Annotated in this window: 21 protein-coding genes; 6 read left to right on the plus strand and 15 right to left on the minus strand. The window is 41.4% G+C overall.

Going from position 1 to position 26,654, the window contains the following annotated elements:
- Positions 1-378 precede the first annotated feature (378 nt).
- The 3 genes from ACOT8F_RS15765 to ACOT8F_RS15775 all read right to left on the minus strand — a co-directional run bounded on the left by ACOT8F_RS15765 (position 379) and on the right by ACOT8F_RS15775 (position 3,792).
- Positions 379-993, minus strand: a complete 615-nt coding sequence (locus ACOT8F_RS15765; protein WP_421652883.1) for a methyltransferase — start codon at positions 991-993, stop codon at positions 379-381.
- Between the two features lie 279 nt (positions 994-1,272).
- Positions 1,273-1,746, minus strand: a complete 474-nt coding sequence (locus ACOT8F_RS15770) for a YbaK/EbsC family protein (RefSeq protein WP_421652884.1) — start codon at positions 1,744-1,746, stop codon at positions 1,273-1,275.
- Between the two features lie 105 nt (positions 1,747-1,851).
- On the minus strand, positions 1,852-3,792 hold the full coding sequence (locus tag ACOT8F_RS15775; protein WP_421652885.1) for a S53 family peptidase: 1,941 nt from the start codon (positions 3,790-3,792) through the stop codon (positions 1,852-1,854).
- A gap of 385 nt (positions 3,793-4,177) precedes the next feature.
- Between ACOT8F_RS15775 and ACOT8F_RS15780 the strand changes: the two genes are divergently transcribed.
- A complete protein-coding gene (locus tag ACOT8F_RS15780) occupies positions 4,178-4,666 on the plus strand; it encodes a CBO0543 family protein (protein WP_421652886.1) in 489 nt (162 codons plus the stop codon).
- Positions 4,667-4,823: 157 nt separating this feature from the next.
- Here ACOT8F_RS15780 and ACOT8F_RS15785 read toward each other — a convergent pair whose 3' ends face one another.
- From ACOT8F_RS15785 to ACOT8F_RS15800, 4 genes are all read right to left on the minus strand, one after another.
- Positions 4,824-5,447: a cupin domain-containing protein gene (locus tag ACOT8F_RS15785; RefSeq protein ID WP_421652887.1), complete on the minus strand. Its 624-nt coding sequence runs from the start codon at positions 5,445-5,447 to the stop codon at positions 4,824-4,826.
- Positions 5,448-5,758: 311 nt separating this feature from the next.
- Positions 5,759-6,196, minus strand: coding sequence for a GNAT family N-acetyltransferase (locus ACOT8F_RS15790; protein ID WP_421652888.1), 438 nt, complete (start codon positions 6,194-6,196; stop codon positions 5,759-5,761).
- A 115-nt stretch (positions 6,197-6,311) separates the two neighbouring features.
- Positions 6,312-6,803, minus strand: a complete 492-nt coding sequence (locus ACOT8F_RS15795) for a DinB family protein (RefSeq protein ID WP_421652889.1) — start codon at positions 6,801-6,803, stop codon at positions 6,312-6,314.
- Positions 6,804-6,892: 89 nt separating this feature from the next.
- Entirely contained in the window at positions 6,893-7,870 is a 978-nt protein-coding gene (locus ACOT8F_RS15800; protein ID WP_421652890.1) for a hypothetical protein, read from the minus strand.
- A gap of 115 nt (positions 7,871-7,985) precedes the next feature.
- Here ACOT8F_RS15800 and ACOT8F_RS15805 point away from each other — a divergent pair, with 115 nt between their 5' ends.
- On the plus strand, positions 7,986-8,438 hold the full coding sequence (locus tag ACOT8F_RS15805; protein WP_421652891.1) for a MarR family winged helix-turn-helix transcriptional regulator: 453 nt from the start codon (positions 7,986-7,988) through the stop codon (positions 8,436-8,438).
- Between the two features lie 35 nt (positions 8,439-8,473).
- Here ACOT8F_RS15805 and ACOT8F_RS15810 read toward each other — a convergent pair whose 3' ends face one another.
- The 5 genes from ACOT8F_RS15810 to ACOT8F_RS15830 form a co-directional block, all read right to left on the minus strand.
- Positions 8,474-10,600 (minus strand): peptidoglycan D,D-transpeptidase FtsI family protein, encoded by a 2,127-nt coding sequence (locus tag ACOT8F_RS15810; protein ID WP_421652892.1) that lies wholly within the window; start codon positions 10,598-10,600, stop codon positions 8,474-8,476.
- Positions 10,601-10,770: 170 nt separating this feature from the next.
- Positions 10,771-12,324, minus strand: a complete 1,554-nt coding sequence (locus ACOT8F_RS15815) for a SagB family peptide dehydrogenase (protein WP_421652893.1) — start codon at positions 12,322-12,324, stop codon at positions 10,771-10,773.
- A 12-nt stretch (positions 12,325-12,336) separates the two neighbouring features.
- Entirely contained in the window at positions 12,337-14,244 is a 1,908-nt protein-coding gene (locus ACOT8F_RS15820; protein ID WP_421652894.1) for a TOMM precursor leader peptide-binding protein, read from the minus strand.
- Positions 14,241-16,037 (minus strand): putative thiazole-containing bacteriocin maturation protein, encoded by a 1,797-nt coding sequence (locus ACOT8F_RS15825; RefSeq protein ID WP_421652895.1) that lies wholly within the window; start codon positions 16,035-16,037, stop codon positions 14,241-14,243. Before ACOT8F_RS15825 ends, ACOT8F_RS15820 begins: the two co-directional genes overlap by 4 nt.
- A gap of 548 nt (positions 16,038-16,585) precedes the next feature.
- The gene (locus ACOT8F_RS15830; protein WP_421652896.1) at positions 16,586-16,891 is read right to left on the minus strand and encodes a heterocycloanthracin/sonorensin family bacteriocin; all 306 of its coding nucleotides are present in this window, start codon (positions 16,889-16,891) and stop codon (positions 16,586-16,588) included.
- Between the two features lie 494 nt (positions 16,892-17,385).
- On the opposite strand from ACOT8F_RS15830, the gene ACOT8F_RS15835 reads away from it, so the two are divergent.
- A complete protein-coding gene (locus ACOT8F_RS15835) occupies positions 17,386-17,913 on the plus strand; it encodes a CotY/CotZ family spore coat protein (protein ID WP_421652897.1) in 528 nt (175 codons plus the stop codon).
- 184 nt (positions 17,914-18,097) lie between these two features.
- Entirely contained in the window at positions 18,098-18,493 is a 396-nt protein-coding gene (locus tag ACOT8F_RS15840; RefSeq protein WP_421652898.1) for a CotY/CotZ family spore coat protein, read from the plus strand.
- Position 18,494: 1 nt separating this feature from the next.
- Here ACOT8F_RS15840 and ACOT8F_RS15845 read toward each other — a convergent pair whose 3' ends face one another.
- Positions 18,495-22,229, minus strand: coding sequence for a CotO family spore coat protein (locus ACOT8F_RS15845; RefSeq protein ID WP_421652899.1), 3,735 nt, complete (start codon positions 22,227-22,229; stop codon positions 18,495-18,497).
- A gap of 191 nt (positions 22,230-22,420) precedes the next feature.
- On the opposite strand from ACOT8F_RS15845, the gene ACOT8F_RS15850 reads away from it, so the two are divergent.
- On the plus strand, positions 22,421-22,624 hold the full coding sequence (locus tag ACOT8F_RS15850) for an alpha-helical endospore appendage domain-containing protein (RefSeq protein WP_421652900.1): 204 nt from the start codon (positions 22,421-22,423) through the stop codon (positions 22,622-22,624).
- A 307-nt stretch (positions 22,625-22,931) separates the two neighbouring features.
- Here ACOT8F_RS15850 and ACOT8F_RS15855 read toward each other — a convergent pair whose 3' ends face one another.
- A complete protein-coding gene (locus ACOT8F_RS15855) occupies positions 22,932-23,909 on the minus strand; it encodes a ring-cleaving dioxygenase (protein WP_421652901.1) in 978 nt (325 codons plus the stop codon).
- Positions 23,910-24,187: 278 nt separating this feature from the next.
- Here ACOT8F_RS15855 and ACOT8F_RS15860 point away from each other — a divergent pair, with 278 nt between their 5' ends.
- A complete protein-coding gene (locus tag ACOT8F_RS15860; protein ID WP_421652902.1) occupies positions 24,188-24,577 on the plus strand; it encodes a YybH family protein in 390 nt (129 codons plus the stop codon).
- 283 nt (positions 24,578-24,860) lie between these two features.
- Here ACOT8F_RS15860 and ACOT8F_RS15865 read toward each other — a convergent pair whose 3' ends face one another.
- A complete protein-coding gene (locus ACOT8F_RS15865; RefSeq protein WP_421652903.1) occupies positions 24,861-26,054 on the minus strand; it encodes a glycosyltransferase in 1,194 nt (397 codons plus the stop codon).
- Positions 26,055-26,654: the final 600 nt, after the last annotated feature.

Genomic DNA, 26,654 nt, shown 5'->3' on the forward strand with positions numbered 1-26,654 from the left:
TTAAACAAGAAAAGGACCAACACTGGCCCTTTTTAGTAATTTACATTTCCTGCTTGCTGCTAGCCATTTCCTCCTGCAGCGGCAATCCAGAATAGAAAGTTTTTCTATTAGCATTTTATAAATCTAAGGGTGATGATTGAATTATGAAAAGACTCCTTATAACTCCTTTATTTTAGACGGAGTCGATACTATGAGAAAAAATGGATTAATACTGGAGAACATACTGAAGTGATAGACCCTCTTATGGTTATTAAAGAACAGTGACTGTTTATAAAATTGAGGACGAAGGCGTAACTTAATTTTTGCAGGCTCAGAATTTTCTAACGGAGTTTTCGTATATTTTCAAAGAAATGACAAACAAAAAGGATGTATTTACGATCAATAAGGCACAGAATAAACCAAAAACTTCTCAGCAGGATTATTCTCATATAATCCAGGCAGCTGCACCTGCTCTTTCAATTCAAAAATCGTCTGATTTTCCAGGAACATGATGTATTCTTCAGACGGATAGTATAAAACAAGTTCCACATCCCGTTCTGCCTTTTCCATTGAAAGCAATATATTGTTTATGATTTTATAGAAGACTTGGATGGAAAATGGATTAAAAAAGTAAAACCGGTTATCCATTGGATCAATCTCATACTCTTCTGCAAGGCAGCATTGGAATTGGATCCCATCTTCGGTTTCATGGCTATTTTCTAAATAATACTCTTTGTTTTCAATAGCTTCCTCATACAGAGTCTCGTTCATTTCGACTCCTGTCACAGAAGCTTGAAACAAATGATGAATGTAAAACACAAGCCGTCCTTTTCCGCATCCAAAGTCCACTACATGATCACTGCTTTTCAGCTCATATTGATGAAAGAGCTTTTCCAGCGCAGAATAAGGTGTCGGTTCATATGGATGATAATGAATATTCATCGTCCTGTTCATATCCTTCAAACTCATCCCTGTCCTGATGTTCATCAATTGGTCATAATCCTCTTCTGTCATGTAGTCACTCCTATGGGACGCCCGAATGCATTTAACTATATAGATCTGCTATTTGAAAGTCCAGAAAAAATGAGATAGAAATAACAAAAGAGGCGTTTCAAATAAACACCTCTTTCATTATCACTGTAAAACTCAGCTTGAAGGTAATCTCCATGCTATATTACTTACCTTCTTCTCATCTAATACTCCTATTAAACTTTAGTTTTTTTTTTGATCTCAAAAAAAGTTGGGTATTAAAGCAATGACCCTGTATGTATTATCACCGCATTTTCTGCGAAATTACTCCCACCCTTTACAAACATCCACCCAGCCTTTAGCTGAGGAATACTGGTGCAATTCTTCACACGTTAATTCAATTGCAGAGTTCGCGCTTCCGCATGCAGGATAAACTGTTTCAAAGCGTTTAAGAGAAACGTCCAGAAAAACATCCAATTCATTTGCCAGTCCAAAAGGACAGACGCCTCCTATAGCGTGGCCAGTTTGTTCCAGCACCTCATCGGGACTTAACATGCGGGCCTTTAAACCAAAGGCATCCCTGAATTTCGGATTATCGATTCTGGCATCGCCAGCTGCTACAACCAATATGGCTTTTTCTTCTCTTCCTCTAAAAGAAAGCGTCTTTGCTATTCTCGCAGGGATAACCCCGATCGTTTCAGCAGCTTGATAAACCGTTGCACTTGATGCATCAAATTCCATGACATCATCTTCACGATTCCAGTGTCTAAAATGAGATTTTACAGCGTCAATTGCCATGTCTCTGCCTCCTTCTTACCTTTATGGAATATGATATCATGCTTTACTAATAACAAAAAATGAGGCGCATGAAGGATTCATACGCCTCTTAACTTTTATTCAGATTTAACGGTTGCTGCGGTTCCCTTTTTCAAAATGACTCGCAAGTGCAGCCACATCAGGTGTTCCAAGTCCTGTTGCCTGGTTGTAAACCGTTCCAGGAGTACCTGTGTAATAGCCGTTATCATTGTCAGTACCAGAACTGTTTAATGGGTGCAGCGGTGAGTCAGACTCTTCAGCAAAACGGTAAATCTGCGGATTCCAGAAGCCAGTCTGGCTTTTATTCGAACTGTTGATGAGAGCTGACAGTCCCGCAAGCTGCGGAGATACAAACGATGTGCCTCCAAATGTGGCATAACCGGAATTTGTTCCTGCAGCACCCGCATCACTGTAATAAACCGCATAGCCTGTATATGGATCAGCGTTCATTGAAAGGTCAGGCATGTTTCGTCCTTTGCCTTTTCCTTTGACAAGAACAGGTGTGGCATTTCGGGTTAATGATGTTTGATCAGCATTTGGTGTCCATTGCTGAACAGCGGTGAATTTATTGACGCCTGGAACGCCTTGCTGGTAGTCCGGTGTCGGGAACATCTGGCTAAATCCTCCGCCGCCTCCTGCAAGGTAACGATCTCCCCATCCAGTCGGATTATTCAGTCCTCTTGCATCGAAGTAGGAATATAAATAATCCCAGCCCCATGCACGTTCTTTGTCATTACTCACGTCAACGTTGTACGCAGTGGAATGGAAATGGAACGGAAGTGTTGTGCCTCCTGCCGCTGTAATATAAGGGCTGTCTGCTGGATTATCAACAGAAAGAGAAGCAGCGCCAGGTACATCTGATTCCAAGCCGAACTCCCTTGCAGCATCATAAGACCCTTCATCACCGGAAGCAGCAAACATGGAAATACCCTGTGCGGCTCCTTGCATAAAGAGCTGATTGAATACTTCAGCATATTGAGGTGTCTCAGCTGCCTGTTCTATCAGGTTTTGAATGGCTGGCTCACTTTCGCCCCAGCTGACAGAAATCTGCTGCGATTTATTTTCATTAATCGCCTCTGCAAAAGTATTTGTAAAACCTGTATCACTGTTTGGTCCTACATATACTTTAATGTCAGACTGCGGTGCTAGAGATCCTGATTGTTCTACATCAAGCGTTGTTTCTTCATATCCATCCCAGCCGGATCCGCCATCCACATTTACCTTTTCGATTCTGTCCGGCTTAACGTTGATTCCGGCTTCATTCCAGTATTGATAGGCATCATCTGTATTGAAATCAGCAAGCGTGACAATGCCGATCGTTTGGCCTTTTCCTGCTGCCCCTTTATCATACAGCGGCTGTACATTATAATGATTGATTAAATCTTTTGGCATAAGGCTTAGAGGTCCTACCGGGCTTGACTCATTATCCAGTAATGGGGCCTGTTTGACAGATTTAGCCGTTAAATTGGAATAGTCGGACAAACCAAGAATGCATAAAATGCTGTTACTGATTTTGGACGGCAGTTTAGGCGTTCCCTTTGCGGCATGAAAGTTTTTGCCCTTATATTTCGCTTTTTGCAGCGTTATGCTGAAAGCTTTATTAAATTGTCCTGCCGTTCCTGTCGCCGTTATAATTAAATTATCTGGGTAAACATTTGTCTTAATTCCAAACAAGCTGAAATACTCTTTTACTAGCTTAATAAAGTTGGGATCGGCGCCGAAATTCTTTTTAAACTCCTCCGTTGAAAGGTAGTTTCTATAATTTTGGCTTTTAGGAGTCACGGTGTCTTTAATGTAGTTCTCAAGCTGATTTTTATTTCTGATCTTCATCACAAGATCAACCGTTACAGGTGTATCATCCGGCAAATTGCCGAAGTAACTGGCATTAGCCAATACCTTTGAACTGACTCCCTGCTGTACAGCTGTCTTGTCCGAACCTGCTGCATGTGACACAGATGAAATTGGATTGAACAGCATCATCGCGCTCAATGTTGAAACTGCGGCCAATTTTCCCAGCTTTTTACCCATCAATGTTCCCTTCTTCCTTATAATGGTAAGTGATAGTACAAGCCTATTTTAAGACATTTTAATCTAATAAACAATATAATTTCATACTATTTTGAAAAATTACACAATTTGTTCTCATATTATATAAAGAAAGTAAAGGAGACGCTCAAATGGGCAATAACCTTGAAGCCTTTTACCCAACCGATCAGCAGTGATCTATTCTGTTGCCTGCCGGCTGCTTGGTTCTGTTACTCAACAGGTGCGGCTTCTGCCAACATGCATACGAATGATAATCAAAGTAAAACCAAAAAAAGATCCCTGAAACAAATGGGATCTATTTTTTGCAAAATAAAATTTCACCCCATAATTTTCACAAAAAAGAACATATTACAACTGAGGTGAAATTATGAAGGATCGGACAATACTGAACTTAATTACCCTATTTTCAATGAGCGGATGGTCGTTACTTTTCCGCAGAAAAGGTGAGATAAAAGACTGGTTTCTTATTTATTTATTTAAAACGCTAGTTGCTACACTGCTTGATTCACCTGTTATTAACAAAAAATATGTTCTCTATCCTAATCGCTATTTCCCTAAAATATTTGACTCAAATATTGTATTTTTGTACATAATATTCCCTTTGTTGTGTGTTATTTACAATCAATTCACTTATAAAATGAAGCCAGTTAAAACCATTTTGAGTGTTTTTCTTTTTAGTACCCCGATGACTTTGTTTGAGAATTGGCTTGAAAAGAATACAAGCTTGGTGAGATATCGCAAAGGATGGAACAGCTTTTTTACTTTTTCAGTTCTTACAGTCACATTCTGGATGGTTCGGCTTTTAATTGCATGGGTTCGATTTTTATCTAAAAAACAAAAATCCGCCATTGATTGATTACATATATGAAAGAAGACTATTCTCAATATATACACAGGGACTTTCCTCAGCGATAACAGGCCAAGAGGTCACAAAGATTTTTAAATTGTCCCATCCAACATCATATATGGGAGTATCATTTTGATCATCATTTTGTAGCTAATTTCTATTTTCCCTAATATCTTTGGTACTGAGGCCCATAAGGGATTTGCTGATATGCCGGATAGTGTTGATAATGGTGATTTACATAGTGACTAGACATACTTTTCCTATTGCAGTTCGTATATGGACCTATATATGTTGAGGGTTTAACTGGTGCGATAGTTTGTTCCCATTGATTTTCATCTAGACAATAGGTTTCCGCCATGATATTTGCAGGAGTGAATTTCAAGATATCAGAACCTAATATTACTTCTGGATTTGGCGCGTCAAAAATGGCTAAGAAATGGGTGTTATCAACATTAGCCAAATCATAATGCCACCAGCCCTGCGGAATATTGGCTACTTGCCCAGGTGTAATGGTGTATGTGAGAAATTGTTTTGTAGAAGGGTTCATCATAGATACAGTTACAGAGCCAGATATACAATAAACTAACTCGGCTGCATTTGGATGATAGTGAGGTTCGATCACATTATTGGCACTTAAGAAAATATCCAGAAGAGAACTTTTCAGCGTATTTAACTGATTTGTCCCTACTATGTTGATATAATTTTCATTATCCTTTTGGAACAAGGGACTTTTATTTACGTCAAAAATGTACTGAGCATTTGGAGATGCGGGATCAATATATAAAGCCATTTACAATCTTCACCTCTTTTAATAACTGCTAAAAGAACTTATAGGCATTATATTCATCTGCCTAAGTTTGGTGTGATTATGTTTTTTTATGGAGGCTCTTTTCTTAAACTTTGTTGCTCATGACCCTATATTTAGTCCTCGAAACCATTGGTATAGCAAAAACTTTAAGAAAAGATGCCCCGATGCTAGTCTAAATGCGTGATAAAAGCATGTACTAAAAACAACAATCTCTGCGAAAACAGCCTTTATGGATAACGAAAAAAGACTGTCCGAATTGACAGTCTTTTTCATTGGATATTATTCAGCCTTTACTAAAGGTGCTTTACCATTAAAACCTGAAGCCCTTTTTCTTTATGGTTATAGGTATCTCCGGTTTCATGGAAACCGAGATGCTGATAGTATGGCAGATTGGAAGCTCTTGTTTTACACCAGAGAACATCAATTTCATTTTGGGCTAAAAGGTTTTCTCCAAAAAGGATCAGTGTCTGCCCTCTTAATTCATTTCGATGCTCGGGATCAATGGCGAGTCCCTGCAATCGGTACATGTTTTTCCCTTTCAGCTTGGAGTTGTGCTCCTTATAAAAGGATGCTGTGCCGACAAGCTGTTCTTTTGAAAACGCGCCGATATGCATGGTGTCCTTGCTGTCATCTCCAGCATACTTGCACTCTTCGAAATTCGCGCCTGGTAAAATAACCTTCTGACGAAGCGAAATCGCCTCTCTTAAATCGATCCGTTTGATTTCAAACACGCAATTTGCCTCCTGTTCCAGAAAACATACTATAGAATACTCTATTTTAAAAGAGGATTAGGGGTGATGTAAAGTGACAGATTGTGAATACAAAAAAGGAAGCCTTATAGACTTCCTAATCCTCTACCCCAAGAACATCCGAATTTGGAGGCTCATATCCCATCATCCGAGCCATCGCCGCGATTTGCCCTTTGTGATGAAATTCGTGCGTAATGGTATGCATTAACAATTTTCTTGGTGTATCTGATATTTCCTCCGATCCTTCTCGCCATGGAATAGGCCTCACGATCGGCCTATCCATCTGTTCAGAGAGCGTTTCAAACACTTGGTCAACATATGAATCTGCCAATTTAAAACTTGCTTTTACTTCTTCGAGGCCCATGTGCTTCATTTCCTCTTTTGGAGTCAGCGGCTCCTTCGTTTCCAGCAAAACGTAAGAGCCAATCCAGGCATTGTAACAGTTTGCACTGTGCACTAGCGTGTTCCGTATACTCCCTGAACCGAAGCCCTCTATTTTGCGGGTGAAATCTTCCGGCTTTAGTTCGGCACATAAGGAAAAAATGATTTCTCGGCTTTTTTTGACCCATCCATACTCTACTTGCTGCATACCTCATTTCCTCCTCCTTTTTTTATCAGAGTCTCTTGAAATCTCTTTTTCTTCTTTTTATTGTGTAGTATTTTATCCAGTTTTGGTCTCTACTCGCTGTATTTTTCTATTATTCTTTTAATGGTATTGTATGCCGGTTTAGGCTCATAGCTGCTTGTCATAATTCCAAATTGGTGGAAAAGGTCCTCTTTATCACTATCAGCATCCCGCAGGCCGAACAGTTCATAATGAGTGATGTTCAGCTCGTCCTTCAGCTTGTAAACTGTTTCGACAATCGTTTTCAGAACTTCTGCTTGTTTTTCATCAGGACGATCAACATTTGAAAATGGATTTTTTCCTGTCGGCCATCCATTTTCTCCAATTCTAATTGATACGGAGTGAGAAATGCCTCCTGCTTTAAGGTCGACCTCCCTAAACTGCCGGAGCACCTTTTCAGTAGATGCCTTTATTTCTTCTAAATCCAGCGGTTCTTCAAATACATCGACGTAGAAATTATGGGCTGCATAGTCAACTGAATCAATAAAATCCTTTCCGCCAAGCTCTTCAAGCTTCTCCCAAAATTGCGGTATCGTTTTTGGCCCGCTTGGAACTGAACCGAAGCCGATTTTCAGATTGATGCCTAATTTCCGAACTTCCTTTTTGGCTGCTATAACCCCTTTAACAAGTGCTTCAAATACATGCGGTTTTGACCCGTCCATAAATGTTAAGTTCGGTTCATTCGTTATTTGAAGAGAATCAATCTTCTCTCCAAATTGCCCAATAATTTTTTTAACAAAATCAAGCCAGTCATCAAGCGGCAAATCCGGTTCCTGCATGCAGCCTACAACTAAATCACCCAATAATCCAGCCTTATCATATGATTCTATAATGGAAAGCCATTTCCTCTCAGATTCCCTGCCCGTGTAGACAATATAATTTCTTGGCAGCAGCTGTTTAGCAGATCCTTTCAGATCCCTCAAGGCAAGCTGAATTTTTTCGTAATCGTCATTAGGACCAACTGCTAAGCCAACTGGTGTGCCTGCCACTCCAAGCGGATAAATGCCAAACGTCAAACCATTCGAATTCATCAATATCCTCCTTTTAGTCAATAATTGTTTACTATTATCCTAGAAATAATGTTATAATCAATATATATGATAAATATTTATTTACTATATGTCAAAGCAGAAAGGATGGATTCTATTGAATAAACAAGTCGATTCCATTGCCCAAAATTTTGTCCTGCTTCTCCCCCTGATCTATAACAAGCTCAGTGATCCATCCAAAAAGAGCACTCAAGAGAAAAAGTCAGAGCTGACTCATTTGCAGACTCATCTTCTCGACGTCCTATCCAGCAAAGAGAATGGTGTCTCCATGACTGGACTTGCCCAGCAGATCAATATATCGAAACAGCAGCTGACGCCACTTATAACCAAATTGGAAGAAAAATTGTATGTGAAGAAGGAGCCGGATCCAAACGATAAAAGAGCAGTCAAAATTAAGCTGGCTGATAAAGGCAAGGAGGCTGTTTACGAGCAGTGGAGCGAGATGCATCACTTATTTATCAGCAAAATCAGCACCCTTGAAGAAGAGGATATCGATGATTTGAACTATGCACTTGGCAAGGTGGTTCGGATTTTTGGAAAATTGGAGTAGAAATAACCCCTGTTTGGTGAACAGGGGCTTATCTATTATTGAGTGCTCTTATCCTCTTTAAATACCACATCTTTCGGATCGTTTGCTGCGCTGTATTGCTTTTGAAGAGCGATATAGGCTTTTACAATTCTGTCTGCGATTTTTAAGTTGGCTGAAGATTTATAACCATACGGTACAACAACGCTAAAGGCTATTTCAGGATTGGAAGAAGGATAGTAGCCTACGAAATTGACGTTCTCTGAATAATGATATTTTATATCCGTTTGCGCCGTTCCTGTTTTTCCTGAAACGTCAATGTTTTTAAAAACAGTACGGGCTGTCCCGCGGCTGCCCTTCGTAACTAAATGAAAACCTAGCTTCACCCGGTTAATATCGCTTTGTGTACTGTCAATCCTGTTCAGGACCCTGGCATTTTGCTCTTTTATAACAGGACCAATACCATCTTCATCTGTTGGCTGATGTACTGAAGAAAGAAGGTGGGGCTGAATCCGGTAGCCATTATTAGCAATAGTAGAAACGTATTGGGCGAGCTGAAGAGGCGTATATGTATCGAATTGTCCGATAGCATAATCCAAAAGCTTTCCGTAATGGTCTGGGATTGTTTGCTGTCCGCGGGATTCGTTTGGCAGATCAATTCCCGTTTTAACCCCTAAGCCGAACTGGCTGAACTCATTGCGGACATATTGCAAATCCTTATCATCTCCAGGAAACTTCATATCAGGTCTATATGGACCTGCTCCAACAATTCTAAGCATTGTTTTCCACATATACACATTTGAACTTAGTTCTAAAGCTTGTACGTCGGATAACGGGCCTAATGATTTTTTTCCATGAGAATATTTTTCTTTTGTCTGTGAGATCTTAAATCGTTCATCCACCTGAACCGCCCCGTGCGGAAGACCTTTTTGAAATCCAGTCAAAAGGGTAGCGCCCTTCACAACGGATCCCATTGGGTACTGGGTTGTAAAGGTACCTGGTGAAAACTCCTGGATCCCTTTTGGTGTAATCTGTTTACCGGCCATGCTCAGTACGTCACCTGTATGCGGATCCATCATCACGACAAATGCACTGTTCAGGAAGGCTGGAGAGACCCCTTGACTCGCTTGCCTCTGCTTCCCGTTATATAATTCTTCCTTAATAATCTTTTCTACTTCTTTTTGCAATTCAAAATCGATTGAAAGCTGCAGGTCATAGCCCCTGCTGCCGGGATCAACCACTTTTTCGGAAATGGTGTTTCCCTTGCTGTCTGTTACATATTGAATCTTCATTTTTTTCGGTTTTAAATATTGTTCATATTGTGACTCGAGATACCCTTTTCCTACCCTGTCATTTTTCGAATAACCAAGCGATTCAAAGTAATCTTTTCGCTCAAGCGGGATGCCTTGCTCAGGTGTTGTCACGCCGCTTAATAGGCTGCGCATCGTATCGCCATACGGATAGGTACGGTCCCAGTCTGTAATGACGTTTACACCCGGAAGATGATCGAGATCCTCAGCCACTTCTGAAATTTCAGCTTCAGATAAAACATCAGCCGGTTTATTATTTGCCGGAATATTGCTGGACTTAATAATCTGAGGCTCATAGGCGTAACCGGAAGAAATTTTCTTGTAGATGACAACAATGTTCTTTTCGCGGTTATCCTGCTTCATTCTGTCTATTTCTGATTTAGGTACCCGTTCTAATTGAATTTTATATGTTTCTTTTGAAGATTTCTTCAGTTCTTCTTTTTTTAACAGCTTTGGAGCTGTTTTAGGATGGGATGCAAGCCAATAATCACGGTAGTCCCTTTCTTTCAATTTACTGGCAGCAACCGGCAAGGAGATCAGGTTTGCCAGTTCCTTGGCTGTAGCTACCTTTTCCTGTGCTTTTGTTTTGCTTTCAACCGTATATGTGATAGCTTCAACGCTTTTATTATCAACAATGACTCGTCCATACCTGTCATATATTTTACCGCGGGGTGCTGGATAGGAAGCGATGTTGGCATCCGTCTGTGTCACAGTCTTTGTATACTCTTCCCCTTTGACAATCTGAAGGACACCAAGACGGAGGACCAAGGAGACAAAAAGAAGAAAAACGACAAAGAAGAAAATATTGATTCGCCGCTGCCTTGATTTTTTTGTTTTCCGGTGCTCAGTTACACTCCTATTTTGTTGTTCAGTCAACCGCATGTTCCCCTTTCAAAAAGACTAAATGACGTAAATTTCGATTGTGTTTATGAAAATAATACCATATATGACAAAAATAGTAATGAGACCAATCTATTAAATTTCTAGTGAATCGCACTGCCAAAAATCCATTAAAAAAGGAGTTGAGCAAAATGCCCAAATCCTTTTTAACCCCTCAGGCTCCCCTTCAGCCACACCCTCTTCTGATATGGGCCAACCGGTATTTGGATCAGACACGTCTTCCCTTCCCGCTTCAGCCCGTACAGTTCATCGCATTTATTCACATCAAATCCAAGCAGCGGATGCCCGCCCATCCCCATTGCAGCTGCAGCAAGCAATATCTTCTGCGTCTGCATTCCTGCCTCCATCTGCTGAATACGGTAGCCTCTGTAGCCCAGTTCATTGATCATGTGCTCGCGGTCGCCTGCGAGGTGCAGGGTAATCGGGACCTGATAGAGGTTCAGGTTGTTAACAGACATGGCATCCTGCAGATAGAAGCGGTGGTCCCCCATCGCAATACCCCTTAAAGAATGTTCCCTGCTGTTATAAGCATAGGCGCCATTTGGTATGCCATCTACATTGTAAAAGCAGGCATAAATGGAGATTCTCCTGCTGAAATCAGCATGATCCAGATCATTTTGATAAGGGAAAGCAGCACCTGCTTCATATAGAAGGCTTCCCGCATGCTCAAGAGGGATTTTCCTTAAGCAAAAATCCATTTCTGGAGAATGGCGCTCCCTGCATGCTGCAGCAAGGTCATAGGACAGACGGCCGGCACCAGGCAGAAAGATGACCTGCCCTGCCGGCTTCATGTCCTTTTCAGGCTGCAGTTCCCTGAAGGATTGGCTGCGGTCCATCTCAGCTGCTTCACTTATTTGCTGTAGGGCCGGATAAGGAAGCACTCTTTTGGAACGTACGTAATGCTCATGCCTGATAACCGGAAGCTTCCTGCAAAGTTCCTCAGCCAAAACTTCTCTTCCCCGCTTTCTCTTCACCCTCCCTGCTGAGAGCGGAATAACTGCGTATACCGTCTCTTCTTTTACATTCAATCCGAGAAGGTGATTCACAGCTCTATCCATGAACTGATGGGTGACTGCTGCAGAGAAGCCAAACGATTCTGCTGTTTCCTGCATCTGCCCGAGCAGGACGCCGGCATCAAGCCCCTGAAGACGGTAGGAAAACTCATTGTATTTAAAAAAGTTTTTCCAAAACATCGTAGAAACAATGGCTGTGCCAAAGCTTGAAGATAGATCAAACCGGTCCCCGAGGCAGCCGGATAAATAAGAATCATAGTTTCCCTCCCTTAACAAAATGAGCCTGTGATGAGCTGTGTCATAATGATAGACTCCAGCAGGGAGTTCCTTCAGCTTTAAATACAAATACAGCTCATTCGGGTACAGCCCTCCTCCAGAAGGCACATATCTCCGCAGTGTCTGATGAATTTCTGTCTGTTCGGACTCATCAAATGAATACAGTATTTGGGACACCGCAGAGAGGCCGTAAGTATACCAGAGAAAATCGCCCATTCTCTTTACATCAGGCACTGCCAGCTGCGTTTGCTTCTGAAGCGAGAGCGGAACATCCGCCGAAAAAGAAAAGGAGGGCAATCCGCGGTAAAGCTTGTAAGGAAGAGGCGCATCCTCCCAGTCCGGCTCCCAGTCAGGAGGTGCCGCCTGATCGGTGTCTAAATGAAGGTTATGCAAAAATTTCTCCAGATTCAACGCTTCACCCCCTTATGGAAATGGATGCGGGTACGGATTCAGCTCTTCCAGTGAGAGCGGCTCTTTCCGGTATCCGAGTGCTGCCGGCACCTTCAGCACCCTCTCAAGATTGGTTACACGCGTGAGGTGATGACCGAACGTCATTGGCAGCATACCGGGAATCAGCACTTTGACACAATAAAGCCCGTTTTTCCTCAGTTCTGGTGCTGTCTGGTCAACCGTAATAACATCGAGATTCAGCTTCTTAAAACGATGAAGAATGTCTTCCAGATCTTCTTTTATATCTGTCCTGTAAGGCGTCTTCGAAAAAGCTTCCTCAAACGTCTGAAAAGGCCGGCTGTCATCCAGCAAAAAGCTAAGCCGTTCCTCTGCTTCCGGCAAACCATACAAAAGGCCATGATCCTCCATGCCGCGAACAAGCGAAGAATCATCAAGCATTTCCAGGCATTTCTCCTTGTTAGCCTCAAGCCTTGCTTCCTGCATGCCCAGCATTCCGGCAAGCTCAAAAACGGCACCTTTCACCGCCTTTACCGGGTCGAGATGGGCTCCTGCTGCACAGGTCAAGTGCAGGCCCTTGTCTCTTGTGTTTTTCATCAGCGTCCAGATGCTTGGGATTCCATGCTCCATCGTCGACTGATAAAGATAGAGATCATACCCGGCAGCTGCATTTAGCCTGTCAAGCATTAAATTCAATTCAGTGTCATCTGCAGAGCGCGGATCAAGCCGCTGCAAAGGAAGCTTTGCATACCAGGTCATCAGGAAGGAATCCCTTTCCACAACCTCCATGATTCCGTGAAAAATGGCTTCTTCAAGACTCCCGCCTACCGCACAGCCGTTAGAGGTTTCATAAACATATCCTCCTCTGTGCCCGCAGCCCAGACTGTAATAGGCAAGGAGCTCTGGAACAAGAATCGGCTCTTTTTTCATAAACGAATATCCCCAAACCCATTTCATCTTTCGGTCAGGATCAAATGGCTGAAACGGAAAGTCCGGTTTCTCATATTGCTCTGCAGCATGCACCCCTACGGCAAGCGGGTTAAGAGCCTTCTCCTTCAAACTGCTGTAGCTTCCATGCACAACAGTTTTTTTTCCGCGCGGGGAAAGGCCGCAGTACCTTTCGAGCCCCTCAAGTATCGCCGTCATTTCGCTTATCTTATAGGAATTCGTTCTCCCTGCAGTCCCCTCATCTCCTCCAAACAGCGGGAGATTCACGCTGACATCTGCAAAAGGGGTAGAAAGATCAAGCATTTTTGCATTGAAGAGGCCTGTTCTGTGATCCAGGTAATCCTTTGCAAGCACTTTGCTGAGTTCATCCATCGATCGGCAGCGGTAGCTGTTTTTGCTGATCTTTCTGCTTGATTGTAGCGAAATAACAGCTGCTTCCGGTGAATCATCCGGCAGGCTGCCGCAAACAGCACAGAAAGGATCCGGGAGAAAAGTATGCCATGACGCATTCAGGGTTCTCAAATTCAGCAGCATTACGCTTCCATTTGAAACAGCTTTTTCACCGGATGAAAGTTTATCCAGTTCAGCCTCCATTATATGAATCATCTGGAGCATCCCCGTTCGACCCGCCCAAGGATCCGCCTCCTTAGTCGGCGTTTCAGAAAGAATCTGCATCTGGATCCGGTCGCGCCCTGCCATCAATTTTCTCGTTTCAGCACACTGGGCGCACCCTTGTTTTTCCGGAACAGTCAGCGGGCCAATAACGCCTTCCCCATAGGACAGGTGGCTGTTTAGCACAGGAATTCCTGCAAGCTCTTTCAGCATGCTTTGATAGTAAGATGGGTTCCAATTATCCTGAAGGAGCAAAGCGGCATCAGCATCACCTGCTTCTTTTACAAGGCTGAAACGGGAGGCTAATTTTTCCCTGGCGAGATCTGCAAGAGAGCCCGATCCTATCACAGCAATAGATTTCATTTGCGTCCCTCCCCTGTTAAGGCGACGCCGTAAATACCGGCAAGCCCTTTTTTGAAAATCGGATCAGGAGTTAGGTCGCTGATGGCCAGTTTCTGGCCTTCTTCAGCAAGTATCTGCTCTGCATGATAAAGCACTTCGTTCGTATCCGCTTCACCCCACGATGGGATGCTGAGCGGAATGCTGTTTTCCAAAAGCACCGGCTGAGCGAGCCCGCTCTCTTCATATCCGTTTTGCACTTTTTCCACCGCTTGCTGCAGGGCTTTTCTGACAGCAAGGGTCAGGTTCAGGCCAGTGCTCCTTGACCAGCTTCCGTCCTGTCCTGCCCAGACAACCGGAAAGCCGTTCACCTTCCTGCCAAGGGCAATCACAGGCTCTCTGCCGAATGTTTTCAGTACCTGCAAATAGTACCGGCAATGTTCATCTGTCACTTCTCTTAGGGCTGCTGGATAGACAGGAGCCTGCCGCTGATGATCCTTCACAAGCTCCTTAGCAAGTGCTTTTTCAAGTCCTCTGCAGATGCCCTCATCCCTAGTCTCACCAGCTCCAATGCCCAAATCATTTCCTGCAAGCTGTGCGGCATACGCTTCAATCCCGGCAAGGCCTGCCTCCCGCCTCGCCTCTTCATGAGTCAGGCCCGTGCAGATGATTTCCGGAAGCAGCCCTCCTGAGTGCGGGCCGACTGGCTGAACACAGCACTGGGCAAGGGGAAGCTGCTCAAGGCTGCCTTCTTCCCATCTGTAAAAAATACCGGTCTCAGGGTTTGTAATTCGGCTGAAATAATCAAATAAATTAGCTTCGTTACGATCGTTCTCTGCATCGCTTGTTTGATTCCAGAAGGATTGCCAGCTTCCCTCAAGCGTTTCCAGATTCAGCAGATAAAACTGCCGGTTCTGTTCAGCTTCTTTTACCCCTGTTACTTCCTTCAGCCATTCAAATACAATCAGGTTGGCAAGCATCGCTGAAGCGGTTGAGGACCGGGACGCCTCAATGTTTCCTTTAGCTGCATGCAAGGTCCGGAGGGCAGATTCGAGGTCGCCTTCTCTTCCCGGATAAAGGATCGGCCCTGCCATTCCTGACTGTGCAAGGAAAAGGGCCGGTATCAGAATCTTTCCTTCTTCCCTGCAGATTTCATGAAGAGCCTTCAGTCCCTCTGTATTTCCTTCTTCTGATACGTAAAGTATGGCATCAAACGGCTGAACAGCACTTCGCCAATCTTCAAAGGTTAACTCTTCGACGGCTGTTTCTGCATCATACCTGCCTGCCTCGTACACAACCTCACTCATTCGCCTGCGATCGGTGGGCACGGAATCAGTAATCACATAGTGAAACCTCGGCAGCCCTGACTCAAGAAGCGAAGAAACAAGCGAAATAAATAAAGGTCCAGCTCCGACCGCAAGCACCCGTGACTGCCTGTACTCCTCAAACCTCGCTCCTCCAGAGCCGCCAAAAACATCAAGAAACTCAATCTGCGATCCATACCTGCTTAGAACCTGTTTTGTCAGGCGATGCGGACGATCAACACTAACATCGCGGATATACCCATTTTGGTAAAGGATGCCGGCGATTTCAAATACCCGCTCCCTGTAATCTGCTGTCAGCCCCCTTGTTAACTCATCAAGGCTCCTCTCCCCGTTAAACAGGGGCATCAGCTTCTCAATCCACTGGGAGATCGTGCTGCCCTCCATCTTAAAGGAGCTCCCATTATTCCGAAAATACACCCCTCCGGAAGGATCCGGAATATACAGCGTATCCCGGTTCACTTTCAGCCGCATAGAAGGATTTACATTCGCCATTCTGCTCCTCCTTATATCAAATTCGTATCACTCAAGAGCCTTATCATTTCAATGTATGTAGGAGAAATTGTCCTGTATGCGCCGGATAGAGACCGGGTTATAAAGAGGCTTTACAGAGCTAAGGGCTTAATAAAAAAAGCGCAAGCGCCTTGAACAGCCTAAGGCAAGCATAAGCCGTTCAGCCGGAGAAAGGTGGTCTTTCCTTTCTCTGGATGAACGGCTTATGACCTAAAGACTCGGGCTAGGCGCTGGAGCTGGAGCTGGACAAATCAACCCCTAGAAACCGAGCTCATTCAGTAGAAATTTATACTTTCTTATCCAGTAAAAAAAGCGCAAGGCGAAAGCATTAGGCGACAAGCATAAAAGAGCTCTCTTGAAGGTTTGGTTTTTAACCTTCTAAACAGAGTGGCTTGTGACCTCTAGCGAATAGCGCCTGGAGCTGGATTGATTGCACAAACAGAGTAAAAAAAGATATACTTTCTTATTTAGTCAAACAAACTCCGCGAGGGTCCGCGGAGTTTTCAATATTTTTAAGAGTAAAGAGAAGCTTACCAGCAGCGGCCGCCGCATCTTCCGCAACGGTGGAATCCGCCGCATCCTCCACAGCGGAAACCGCCACAGCCTCCGCATCCACCGCATCCGCCGCATCCTCCGCATCCACCGCATCCACCGAATCCGCCGCATCCGCCGCATCCACCGAATCCGCCGCATCCGCCGAATCCGAAGCAGCGGAATAAGCCGCCGAGCAAGAAACGGGAATCATCGTCATTGCCTTGCCCGCCCCATGCAGAAAGCTGACTTGCATGGTAATCTCCAAGCTGCAAAGACTGTAAATCATTCTGATAATTATACATTCCTCATAACCTCCATATTTTTAATTTTTTTCTAATTGTCTGATGGACATAAAGCTGGTGAAAAAGACCAATTTGGTTTATTCCCAATCAGAGTATGTCAGCGGACTAGTCAGAGTTCATTGGAGGAAAGCCCATTCTTAATAAGCTGAAAAAAAGAGCGAGCCCAGGGCCCGCTCAATTGTCTTAATGATAATTGTATAGAGTATTGTGATCCGTGCTTAGAGGGCTGAAAATTCTATGGTCCAGCGATTGTTAGGCAAATCTATTTTTTCCATTAACGGCAGTGATAAACCTATCCCTATCCTTGCAGTTTTTTATTCTTTTCCTATCAGACAAAGTCTACAAAAATACGTGATTTCATAAATAAACTATTTAAACTTACCCATATTTTGTCCATTTTTCAGAAAACAAAGTTATCCTCCCACACCAATAGTATGCATCTTCATACTATGTAACTGACAATAGTCAATTGAAATAAATAGGAGGAAGATTTAATGAGTTGTGGAAGTGATTTTCAAACTGGCAGCTGCGTGTGTGACACACTTGCAGCGATTGCTGATGCTCAGCAAGACAATACACAGGATTGTATTAGCAGCTGTTCTGAATCTGTTCGTGAATTAATGGGAGGGACTGCTCCAACAAATTTTAACACTGTCCCTGTACAGTTGATTTGCAACTCAACTAATCCATTAACAGCTACTGCGGCACAAATGGGAGGATTTTGTGGTACTGTCTTTATCGCTCAAGGATATAGAAGAAACCCTGCTACACCAAATACTCTTATCGGTGCAACAGCTTCATTTTTTAGAGTTTCTTCAGTAGATCCCGACACTTGCTGTGCTGTACTGGAACTTCTATGTGTCACTGGTTTATCTTTTGGTCCAAACCCAGCAAATCTTGAGGCATGTACTGGAGTAAACACACCAGTATATACAAGAACTGGTATCTGCATCACTATTGACACAAGATGCTTCTGCGGCGTTTCCTGCTTGCCGGCTGCAAGCATTTGCCCTGCTTCTTAATCTAGTTTACTTCGTCAAACAGAGCAAAATTTTGCAGGCAGTTTATACTAACTGTCTGCTTTTTTTTGATAGAGTTATAGAAATAGATTTCTGTAAGAAGCAAACATTTTCATCTTTAATTCATAAATGGGGACAAGTTGCATATGGTTTATAAAGGACTTCGAAGGAGAGAAGGATCTTACAGATGGGCAGACATTCCCTTTTACATAGACTGAAGCAAATTCATACAGTCCAAGGATCAATTGAAGAACCTGATCCTATTCAGAAATTATTTATAACCGAAAAGATTAAAGACACAATACCGCTTTTGTTTTACTTAACTAACGGACAAGTCTTTCAATCGACAGGAAATATTGGAAGACAAAAAGGAAGCAGTAATTTTACCACTCCCTTTTTTCGTCTGGAAGAAATAAATGAACCAGCTTTTGTGACGCTTAGTCTGTTAATGCCCCATTACGATCACTTATTTCCAACAGATATTTATGATGTATCCAAGCTGAAAAAAACAGCCTGCTGGATAGAAATGAACACGAAAGTGTTTGGGGGAGTTCAATATCTGGATTCCCACCTTGTCGTATAAATCAAAGACTGATAATTTTTAGTCTCTCGATGTCTTTCATTTTAATTTCATGAAATTGCAACAGGTTCGTATTCAGCAACGTAAGGGATTCCTCTTCCTTGGAAAATGAACGAATTAATCCGAAGTAGCATCGTTTATCCGTTTTCACTTCCACGATAACCCTGATAATGTTTGCTGGCAGCTTTGCTAAAAATTCAATTTTTTCGCTGATACTCATGCTCTTAAATGGTTCATTCCGAATTTTTTTAATAGTCCGGAGAAAGACCTTGTCGTGATTAACCGATGAGATTTTCTCTTTTTTGACCTGAATATTCACGCCAATAGCTGGCTGTTCTTCTAATCTTTCATTTTCTGATTCTGAATTTCCGGTAGTAATTTCAAAATTTTTCAAGTCTGTTTCTTCTGCTGTTACTTCTTCTTGAAAATAGCCATCCACTTTTAATTGATTAGGAGATTCTGCCCCTTGTAATAAGTGTAAATCTTCAAGGAATTCGATTGCTTCATTCATTTCTGAGGGGGAGTGTTTCTTTGCCATTTCCATGTACATGGCTGTTTCTTCGTTTTGTCCCTGCTGAGCCTTAAATGCCTCCTTGGATTCTTGCGGCTCTTGATTTATGCCCTCATCTTTTTCTGGCTCAAGGTAAAGCAAAGCAAAACAGTTGTTTACGGGATCAATTATTTTCTCTCTTTCTTCGAATTGTTCTTTATTTGATTCAGTGTAAGATTCTGTTCCTTTTTTGGACAAAGCCTTTTCTTCAGTAATTATTATTTCCTCGTTAGTGACTTCTTTTTTGCTTTGGCTTTGCTGAAACTTAAGTGCTTCTGCAGCATTAGAATTCTCGAGCGCTGGATTTATAACCCCTTCTTTTTCTGGCTCCAGGATAATTCCCGTTGAATCTAAGCCCTTAATTCCCGATTGAATTACTTCTTTTCTCTCCTCGAATAATTCAGCTATTATTGTATTTTCTATAATTTCTTCAGCTGAATATTCCGCCTCCCTTTTAGACATTTCCTTTTCCAAATTGTCCTTGGGTTCTTTCGGCAAATCAAAACGGTTGTTTACGGGTTCTATTATTTTCTCCCTTTCTTCAAATTGTTCTATATGTGATTCACTGTAAGATTCTGTTCCTTTTTGGGGCAAAGCCTCTTCTCCAGTAATTTTTATTTCCTCATTAGTGACTGCCTCTTCACATTGGCTTTGCTGAAGATTAAGTACTTCTGGAGCATCAGAATTCTCGAGCGCTGGATTTGTAACCTCTTCTCTTGCTGGCTCCGTTGAATCTAAGCCCTTGATTCCCGATTCAATTAGTTCTTTCTCCTCGAATAGTTCAGTTATTATTGTATTTCCTGTATTTTCTTCAGCTGAATATCCCGCCTCCCTTTTAGACATTTCCTTTTCAGAATTGTCCTTGGGTTCTTTCAGCCCTTGATTCATGCCTTCATCTTTTTCTTGCTCAAGGTTCAGTAAATCAAAACGGTTGTTTACAGGATCAATTATTTTCTCTCTTTCTTCGAATTGTTCTTTATTTGATTCAGTGTAAGATTCTGTTCCTTTTTTGGACAAAGTCTTTTCTTCAGTAATTATGATTTCCTCGTTAGTGACTTCTTTTTCGCTTTGGCTTTGCTGTAGCTTAAGTACTTCAGCTTCCTCGAGCGCTGGATTTATAACCTCTTCTCTTGCTGGCTCAAGGTTAATTTCCGTTAAATCAAAGCCCTTGAATTCCAATTCAATTACTTCTTTTCTCTCCTCGAATAATTCTGCTATTATTGTATTTTCTATAATTTCTCCAGCTGAATATTCCGCCTCCCTTTGAGACATTTCCTTTTCCAAATTGTCCTTGGGTTCTTTCGGCTCTTGATTCATGCCTTCATCTTTTTCTTGCTCAAAGTTCAGCAAATCAAAACGGTTGTTTACGGGATCAATTTTTTTCTCTCTTTCTTCGAATTGTTCTTTATTTGATTCAGTGTAAGCTTCTGTTCCTTTATTGGACAAAGCCTTTTCTCCAGTAATTTTTATTTCCTCATTAATGACTGCCTCTTCACTTTGGCTTTGCTGAAACTTAAGTGCTTCTGAAGCATCAGAATTCTCGAACGCTGGATTTATAACCCCTTCTTTTTCTGGCTCCAGGATAATTCCCGTTGAATCTAAGCCCTTGATTCCCGATTCAATTACTTCTTTTCTCTCCTCGAATAATTCTGCTATTATTGTATTTTCTATAATTTCTCCAGCTGAATATTCCGCCTCCCTTTTAGACATTTCCTTTTCTGAATTGTCCTTGGGTTCTTTCGGCTCTTGATTCATGCCTTCATCTTTTTCTTGTTCAAGGTTCAGCAAATCAAAACGGTTGTTTTCGGGCTCAATTATTTTCTCTCTTTCTTCGAATTGTTCTTTATTTGATTCAGTGTAAGCTTCTGTTCCTTTATTGGACAAAGCCTTTTCTCCAGTAATTTTTATTTCCTCATTAATGACTGCCTCTTCACTTTGGCTTTGCTGAAACTTAAGTGCTTCTGAAGCATCAGAATTCTCGAACGCTGGATTTATAACCCCTTCTTTTTCTGGCTCCAGGATAATTCCCGTTGAATCTAAGCCCTTGATTCCCGATTCAATTACTTCTTTTCTCTCCTCGAATAATTCTGCTATTATTGTATTTTCTATAATTTCTCCAGCTGAATATTCCGCCTCCCTTTTAGACATTTCCTTTTCTGAATTGTCCTTGGGTTCTTTCGGCTCTTGATTCATGCCTTCATCTTTTTCTTGTTCAAGGTTCAGCAAATCAAAACGGTTGTTTTCGGGATCAATTATTTTCTCTCTTTCTTCGAATTGTTCTTTATTTGATTCAGTGTAAGATTCTGTTCCTTTTTTGGACAAAGCCTTTTCATCAGTAATTATGATTTCCTCGTTAGTGACTTCTTTTTCGCTTTGGCTTTGCTGTAGCTTAAGTACTTCAGAATCCTCGAACGTTGGATTTATAATCTCTTCTTTTTCTGGCCCCAGGATAATCTCCGTTGCATCTAAGCCCTTGATTCCCGATTCAATTAGTTCTTTTCTCTCATCGAATAGTTCAGTTATTATTCTATTTCCTGTATTTTCTTCAGTTGAATATTCCGCCTCCCTTTGAGACATTTCCTTTTCCGAGGTGAATGGCAGGATTGAAAGAGCAAAAAGACCATTAACACCAATCATCGGATTAAAGGGGTCTGCTTCTATATCTTCGAATCTTCTCTGACTTTCTAGTCCTTTATTCTGAGGAGTTTGAATGACGCTTTTACTTTGTATTTTATTTTCCATTCCGGCAGCCTCCAAATTGTTTTGCTTCCCCGTATGGTTATTTAACTTACGCTGTTCCATGGTATTCAAATCATCAGTTTTTTGAAACTTCTCCTTCCCTCTGTTTTCTGTACTTTTTATTTTTATATTATATTTCTTTAGGTCTTCATTATTGTCCGGATTACTTTCTTTATTATCTGTTTGATGCATGTGGGGTTGGACATCCATAGGATGTTCCGTCTCTTTTAAGTTTAGTAAAACAACCATTCCTTTCTGCAGCCCCATTATTGTTTTACCTTCCGCCATTTGATAACCCTCAAATTCGTTCCATTGTTTTTCTTCCGTTTGGTTCTGTTTTGGTTTTTTTTTGATAAGAATACTTCGCTGCGGCTCAGGCTTATCATGGATCAGCGGCTCAATGATATACATTAAAGGTTCATTACCCTTGTCCTTCTTTCTAGACATCATCCTCGCCTCCTCTTTTCTAACTATATGCACATAGCAAGGAATACCTGTCATCTCGCTTTTTGGCGGATAAATTCTCATTTTCTAAAATAGTTAGCTTATACTCTTTTTCTTTACTTGAATAGATGGAGGAACATTGTTTGCACTGTAACAAATACTGTTTCAGATTTTCAAAAAAGGAAAGGAGAAATGGAATGACTCAACCCGATCTTCCCAATATTACACCCTCTATAACCATTACAAGGGATGATGTTATTAACTTACTTTTAGCATCTATAGCCATGGAAGAGTTAGGGCTTGCTCATATAATTAATGCAGAAGGTGAAAAAATCCAATATGCATTAGGGACTATTCCCGGGTTAAGTCCAGCTGCTTCCCTGGAGATATCCAGAAAGTAAATGCGAGTGTCCAAGATGTCCTGTCAATGACAATAAAAAGAGAAAATTGCTGCTGGATAACAAGTTAAAACAAGTTTCACAAATTTCACCTGGCAATGTTACTGGGCCGACGGGACAGACCGGGCCTACTGGACCTCCTGAACCGACGGGACATACCAAGCCTACTGGAGCGAGTAAGAGCTAATGGGGCTAGAATATAAAAGAAAAAACTCGATGAAGGCCGTTTGATTACAAAAAAGGCCCTGGAAAGATTCCAGAGCTGTGATTTATCCCTTTTACCATCATCTAAGCATTTTGCAGAGATTGATTATTCTTTCACAAATTCCTTATCGCTTCTTACTGTATCGATCGGGCGGACCATGCTTTCAATCTGCTCGCGCTTATTTTCTAAAAATGGCGGCAGGGATAATTTTTCACCAAGTGTTTCATATGGCTCGTCTCCCATGAATCCAGGACCATCTGTCGCAAACTCAAACAGGATTTGCGGAGCCACTCTCGCATAAAGCGATTCGAAGAAGTGACGATCTACATAGCCGGACGTTTGGAAACCGAAGCTTTCCATCCGTTTAATCCATTCTTCAAGCACGGTCCGGTCTTCCACACGGAATGCCGAATGGTGGACTGTACCAATGCCCTGAACAGCCTGAGGCAAAATGGTATTGTATTCCACAACAACCTGCGCCCCGTTTCCGCCTTCGCCAACCTCAAATAAGTGGAACGATCCTTCTTGGGCAATTTCTCTGAACATCAACACTTTTTCAAGCATCTCTTTAAAGTAATCAAATTGGGCAATACGGACAAAAATCGGGCCAAGTCCCGTAATCGCAAATTCAAGCGGAATCGGTCCATCCTGCCAAGGCTTACCTGACGCAACCCCTTGATTGTTTTCATCTGAAATTAATTGATACTGCTGATCATCAAAATCTGTAAAGGAAATCGTTTTCTTGCCGAATTGCTCTTTAATTCCTGTGTGTTTGACTTCCAAACGGTCAAACCGCTTTACCCAATAGTCCATCGCAGCATCGCTCGGTACTCGGAACGATGTTTTGGAAATTTCATTTGTTCCATGTTTCCCTTTTGGAATACCAGGAAAATCAAAGAACGTCATATCTGTACCAGGTCCTCCTACATCATCTGCAAAGAACAAATGATACGTCTGGATATCATCCTGGTTAACGGTTTTCTTAACAAGGCGCATTCCCAATACATAGGTGAAAAACTCATAGTTTTTTTCCGCACTGCTTGTAATCGCTGTTACATGGTGGATTCCTTTTAAATGGTTCACTCTGCATTCCTCCAGTTTTTATGATCTATTTTTATTTTCTCTAATAATTTATCTTTAATTAATATATCTTTAATTCAAAATAAATTTATCATGGATTATATCTATTGTCAATAAGAGGGTTACCAGTAAAGAGGGATTCTGCTGTTTCATGAAGGTTTGACTGAAATCTTTTCAGTACATTTTTATACTTGTACGGGATTTTAATAGAGAAAACTGAAACTGCTTTTTTAGGAAACAGCCTGCTATAATTAGGTTAGCTAAAAGGAGGGAGATATCGAATGGAACACGAATTAAAAGAGATTATTAAGAAGTGTGACGATGCAATAAAGCGTGAAGATTTTGATACTCTGCTGAATTATTATACGAATGATGCCGTTCTGGTTGTAAAGCCTGGAAAAACGGCGCGGGGTAAAGAAGAAATCAAAAACGCATTCATAGCCATTGCAAAATATTTTAATAATAGTCTCGTTCCAACACAGGGTGAAATGATTATTTTAGAAGCTGGCGATACAGCGTTAGTCATTTCCCAAACACTCCTAGATACCAGTAAAGTGGATTCTGAGTATACAATGGGTAGAAGAGCAACCTATGTCTTTAAGAAAAATTCGAAAGGTAAATGGCTTTGCGCAATTGATAATTCATATGGGACAGACTTGATCAATAACTAGACAGTTAAGAGATTAATGATAACCATAATCTTCATTTAAAAAGGCTGTTTTCACAAGGATTGTTGCTTTTTGCACAAGCTCTTATCAGGCATTCAGCCAAGCTTCGGGGAATCTTTTCTTAAAGAATATTGCCTTGCCGATGGTTTGTTAACCGTAATAACCGTAACCGTAATTTAGGCTCATGAGCAACAAAGTTTAAGAAAAGAGCCTTTAAAAAAGAGTCATCCTGTTTGGAGACTCTTTTTTGAGTGATTTTATCATTGGTAAAAATTAAGATATTAAGCTAATAATAAAGATCCTCGAATGCATTCGCAAGATCATCCCACCGTTCTGCCTTTACATCTTCTAATTGCTTTTTCAATTCTTGATCTGAAAATTCCTTATCCTTATCTTTATTATAAAGGGTTGCAAATAGTTTTCTATCTTTTAAATTCTCTACAGCTTTTAGCAGCAGAACCTTAAAAGTCTCTTTAAATTCCTGAAACTCATTAGGATATTTGCTGCATAGCTCATTATATTCGGTAATAACCAAATGAATTTGATAAAAACTAAGCCCGGAAGTATATTTTAAGGCCAAGCCCAGCACATCTATATTAGGGAATTTATTTATAAATTTACATAAATTCTCCATGGCTTCAGGAAAATTATTTAATGATGCCGGGTGTTCTTGATGGTAGCAAAATGTTGAGGGATCTAAAATAAAACGGGCCCCATTTTTATATAAGCGATAGCCTAATTCCCAATCTTCTGAACCCCATCCTTTAAAAGATTCATCAAAAAATCCTGTCTTTTCCAGCTGATTTTTTCTTACAGAAACATTGCCGGATAAAAATGCAATATATGGAAGACTAAAATCCGTTAAATCATTTCCAAAATGAGATACTCCCTCGTTCAGCACTTTTAAACCGTACCAATCTGGAAAAGATACATATTTAAATAGATTATTATCTATTGCGCGTTCGGTAATTAGAGGGAATAGCATTTGTTTGTCGAAAGGATTCATAAGATAAGTGTAAATTCTCCTGTTATGCATTGCTCCGCATACAACCACATTCTGATTTATCGCATGGTGCTTATAATGATTTTCTACGAATTCGGGTTCCGTTAACATTTCGGCATCCAAAAAAATGATTACTTCACCTAAAGCATGAAAAAGCCCTAAGTTTCTTGCGCAGGAACGTCCCATGTTTTTAGCAGGCCGAATATATTTAAATCTAAATGGAGGATCAATTTCATTGGGGATATTTGGAGTCTGATCGTCCGAGCAATCGTCAATGAGTATTAATTCAAACCAACTGGGGTTAAATGATTGTTTTAACAAACAATGCAAAGATAAGGATACGAGTTCGTATTTATTATAACAAGGCATAATAATGCTAACTTTTATATCTTGTTCGTTTGTTGACCCTTCGAAATTTGTGAATATTTTTTCCTCCAAACCTTCATCGATATTACTTTCAAATATGGAGCCTTTCAAGTGATTTCCTCCCTTTGCAGCTGCTTCACCAGCTGCTTTATTAGCCTTTCCCGCAAAGATGGAGGGTTTTCACCTAAACCTCACTGCCCTATAAGGGATAGGCTGTCTCAAGATAATAATCTCCATTCCCAGACAGGAACAAATTTCGGAGGCCATTGGACCAGAAGCCATTTCAGCTTATTTATCGCCATTCATCATTATTTAGCGAACATCATAATGATTATCTGAAAACCAATAAAACGGTTTTTTCCTAATAAATATGGTGAAACCAATCTTCCTTCTCCCTCTATAGTCACTCATTTACTTTGCAAAAAGCTTTAATGTTCCTCTATAGTGCTTCCCCCGAAACGGATCATGCACGTTCTATACAGTTTATGAGGTTCTGTCTGAGAGGACAGGGCTTCTGTCAGAGATAAGGGGCGGATTTCTAAGGCAAAAAAGACCCTTACAAGTTCAAGGCTCAAACATTTGGGATACTTTATTTAGAACGTATTTGAACGTGTTACAGGAAAGATACCGAACTGATTTAAAAAATTTGAGCATGCTAATTCCCGTCATTGGAATTGATTTATTCATCCATTTTGAAGTGATTAGTCAAAA

This window comes from Chryseobacillus diguaensis (genome assembly GCF_049220665.1).
Taxonomy (GTDB): Bacteria; Bacillota; Bacilli; order Bacillales; family Bacillaceae; genus Metabacillus_B.

Excerpts from the sequence above, each read along its gene's own strand:
- ACOT8F_RS15850 (WP_421652900.1), top strand. The coding sequence starts at position 22,421 with ATGACTCAACCCGATCTTCCCAATATTACACCCTCTATAACCATTACA.
- ACOT8F_RS15830 (WP_421652896.1), bottom strand. The coding sequence starts at position 16,891 with ATGTATAATTATCAGAATGATTTACAGTCTTTGCAGCTTGGAGATTAC.
- ACOT8F_RS15770 (WP_421652884.1), bottom strand. The coding sequence starts at position 1,746 with ATGGCAATTGACGCTGTAAAATCTCATTTTAGACACTGGAATCGTGAA.
- ACOT8F_RS15780 (WP_421652886.1), top strand. The coding sequence starts at position 4,178 with ATGAAGGATCGGACAATACTGAACTTAATTACCCTATTTTCAATGAGC.
- ACOT8F_RS15795 (WP_421652889.1), bottom strand. The coding sequence starts at position 6,803 with ATGCAGCAAGTAGAGTATGGATGGGTCAAAAAAAGCCGAGAAATCATT.
- ACOT8F_RS15775 (WP_421652885.1), bottom strand. The coding sequence starts at position 3,792 with ATGGGTAAAAAGCTGGGAAAATTGGCCGCAGTTTCAACATTGAGCGCG.
- ACOT8F_RS15765 (WP_421652883.1), bottom strand. The coding sequence starts at position 993 with ATGACAGAAGAGGATTATGACCAATTGATGAACATCAGGACAGGGATG.
- ACOT8F_RS15860 (WP_421652902.1), top strand. The coding sequence starts at position 24,188 with ATGGAACACGAATTAAAAGAGATTATTAAGAAGTGTGACGATGCAATA.
- ACOT8F_RS15800 (WP_421652890.1), bottom strand. The coding sequence starts at position 7,870 with ATGAATTCGAATGGTTTGACGTTTGGCATTTATCCGCTTGGAGTGGCA.
- ACOT8F_RS15785 (WP_421652887.1), bottom strand. The coding sequence starts at position 5,447 with ATGGCTTTATATATTGATCCCGCATCTCCAAATGCTCAGTACATTTTT.
- ACOT8F_RS15835 (WP_421652897.1), top strand. The coding sequence starts at position 17,386 with ATGAGTTGTGGAAGTGATTTTCAAACTGGCAGCTGCGTGTGTGACACA.
- ACOT8F_RS15820 (WP_421652894.1), bottom strand. The coding sequence starts at position 14,244 with ATGAAATCTATTGCTGTGATAGGATCGGGCTCTCTTGCAGATCTCGCC.
- ACOT8F_RS15825 (WP_421652895.1), bottom strand. The coding sequence starts at position 16,037 with ATGGCGAATGTAAATCCTTCTATGCGGCTGAAAGTGAACCGGGATACG.
- ACOT8F_RS15845 (WP_421652899.1), bottom strand. The coding sequence starts at position 22,229 with ATGATGTCTAGAAAGAAGGACAAGGGTAATGAACCTTTAATGTATATC.
- ACOT8F_RS15840 (WP_421652898.1), top strand. The coding sequence starts at position 18,098 with ATGGGCAGACATTCCCTTTTACATAGACTGAAGCAAATTCATACAGTC.